This is a genomic window from Micromonospora sp. SL1-18 (assembly GCF_047921505.1).
Classification (GTDB): Bacteria; Actinomycetota; Actinomycetes; order Mycobacteriales; family Micromonosporaceae; genus Micromonospora.
This window is the reverse complement of record NZ_JBLROA010000160.1, coordinates 1-2,017: the sequence shown is the minus strand read 5'-3', so window position 1 is coordinate 2,017 and position 2,017 is coordinate 1. Positions and strand designations below refer to the sequence as shown.

Here is a 2,017-nt window from a genome sequence, read left to right as displayed (position 1 = left end):
TGGAACAGGCCCAGGAAAACCGGGATCTGCACGAACATCGGCAGGCAGCCCATCAGCGGGTTGGCCTTTTCCGACCGATAGAGCTCCATGAGCTCCTTCTGCATGGTCTCCCGGTCGCCCTTGTGCTTTTCCTGGAGCTCCTTGATCCTCGGCTGCAACGCCTGCATCGCCCGCTGCGACTTGATTTGCTTAACGAAGATCGGGAACAGAATGCCCCGGACGGTGAGCACCAGGAAGATGACGCCAAGTATCCAGGACCAGTTTGTTGCCAGCAGGGCCGCGTCGCCGAACAGCCTCTGCCAGACGGCATGCCAAAACAGCAAGATTCCAGAGATGGCCCCGTAGATTACTGCCATCAGCGGGCTGAAGAGCGTGCTCATAGCACGGCTCCGGTGACGGATGGATACGCGACAGCGGAAGCGCTGTCAAAGAATGAAATGGACATGGGGAACCCCTCGGAGTGCGCCACGACTGATCGGACAGAAAGCAGTCACAAGCGGCCGCCAACGAGCGGTGAGAAGACGAGCGACCAGAAGGTAAGCGCTCAGGCGACCGCGAGGGCGGTCGTGGGGGCTCTGGGGCGAGATCGGCCGGCAGCATCAGGATCGCGATGGCGGGGTATGCCCGTCCGTCCGGAGCGCTCGCGCAGAATCCGGCCGGTGATCCGCAGGCCGGGATCGGCAACTACCCGCCGGAGCAGGATCGAAGCGGCGAGTATGACGGTCAGCAGTACACCGGTCGCGGCAGCCGTACCGACAAGCAGACCGGCGGGGCCGACGTCGGTCAGCACACCGACGAAGTGCCACAGCAGGCCGAGTCCGATCACGGAACAACCATAGCCGGGGTGTGCACGCGCTCGAACCGCAAGTCCTGTTGCGCGGCCTTGGCTCCGGCGCTCCTTGCTTGATTCTTGCGCCAGTACGCCTGCCCGTTGCGTGCCCGATGCAGTGGTCAACAGCGGCCGACAACGACTCCCCGGGAAGCGAGACCTGAACGCTCCGTGCTCATTGACGATCCAGAACGGCTACTCACGGTGCAAATCAATCCGATTCCCAAGCCGACTGGCGGGGAGAGTGACCGCCTGGCCGCAGGTCACGACGACCGCAGGCCAGGGCGATTCGAGAGAGCCCCCTGGCAGTGTGGGGGTCAGGGGTTCGAGTCCCCTCGGCTCCACCCTTCACGATCAGGGCGTTCGCCGGAATGGCGAGCGCCCTTCGTCGTTCCGCGAGCGCGAAGTAGCCAAGCTCACTTCCCCTCGCAACGCAAACGCTGTATTGACCCGCCAGGACGCGCTATCCGCCCGTACTCGCCGGGGCGGGGTCGTCGGCCCGGGGGCCGCCGCGCTGGCAGGTCAGCGTGTAGGAGTCGACCCCGACCACGAGCCGGTCGCCGGTCAGCTTGACCGTCGCGTGGACGCCGTTGCCGAACGAGTCCATCGCGTTCATTGCCAGCAGGATGGCGGGGTCGTGGCCGCCGTAGCCGGCCGCCGAGACGGCCATGTCGCCGGTCGTGAAGCCATCGCCGGTCGTGCGGTAGGTCCCGCTGTGGAAGTTGATGCTGTCGTCGGCGCCGAACTGCCCGCCCGGATAGAACCGCAACGCGACCTGCATCCGCGCCGGAATCCTCGTTTCCTGTCCGTCGTGGCTGATGGCGAGGACCTGCCAGTCGTACCCGGTGAACCCAGGCGATGCCGGCCGGGCTGACGTCGCCGAGCCGCACCCGGCGAGAGCCGGCGAGGCCAGGAGGATGCACAGGCCGACGAGCGCGAGGAACCAGGCCCGGTGCCTCATGGGCTTAGTCCGGCCCGGCCGGGGCACATCATCCGGGATGGCTGACCGCCTGGCCTGGCCGGGCAGGTAGAACGCCGCGCCGGTGGAACACGTCTGCGTGGAAGCCAAAGCACCCACCTCCTCCGTCAACTTCAGACGTGCCGGCCCGGCCCGCGGTTCCGGCCCGGCCGCTTCCCGCTGACCGGGCCATCAGCAGGCCGTTGACCTGATCGCGGCCCTGACCTGGC

At 66.6% G+C, this 2,017-nt stretch carries 4 protein-coding genes; 1 reads left to right on the top strand and 3 read right to left on the bottom strand.

Going from position 1 to position 2,017, the window contains the following annotated elements; all coding sequences use genetic code 11:
• Window positions 1–380 (bottom strand): membrane protein insertase YidC (yidC, locus tag ACNAW0_RS30270; RefSeq protein ID WP_416291456.1); only part of this gene is annotated, 380 nt, incomplete at its 3' end.
• A 164-nt stretch (window positions 381–544) separates the two neighbouring features.
• Window positions 545–622: a DUF6412 domain-containing protein gene (locus tag ACNAW0_RS30265; protein WP_416291457.1), complete on the bottom strand. Its 78-nt coding sequence runs from the start codon at window positions 620–622 to the stop codon at window positions 545–547.
• Between ACNAW0_RS30265 and ACNAW0_RS30260 the strand changes: the two genes are divergently transcribed.
• Window positions 611–907 (top strand): hypothetical protein, encoded by a 297-nt coding sequence (locus ACNAW0_RS30260; protein WP_416291458.1) that lies wholly within the window; start codon window positions 611–613, stop codon window positions 905–907. The genes ACNAW0_RS30265 and ACNAW0_RS30260 overlap by 12 nt on opposite strands.
• A 385-nt stretch (window positions 908–1,292) precedes the next feature.
• Here the strand turns inward: ACNAW0_RS30260 and ACNAW0_RS30255 are convergent, their stop codons facing one another.
• Window positions 1,293–1,790 carry a hypothetical protein gene (locus ACNAW0_RS30255; protein ID WP_416291455.1) on the bottom strand — a complete coding sequence of 166 codons (498 nt, stop codon included), beginning with the start codon at window positions 1,788–1,790 and terminating at the stop codon, window positions 1,293–1,295.
• Between the last annotated feature and the right edge of the window lie 227 nt (window positions 1,791–2,017).

Bases quoted from the DNA above. Each gene is read 5' to 3' on its own strand.
- ACNAW0_RS30255 (WP_416291455.1), bottom strand. From the start codon at position 1,790: ATGAGGCACCGGGCCTGGTTCCTCGCGCTCGTCGGCCTGTGCATCCTC.
- ACNAW0_RS30260 (WP_416291458.1), top strand. From the start codon at position 611: ATGGCGGGGTATGCCCGTCCGTCCGGAGCGCTCGCGCAGAATCCGGCC.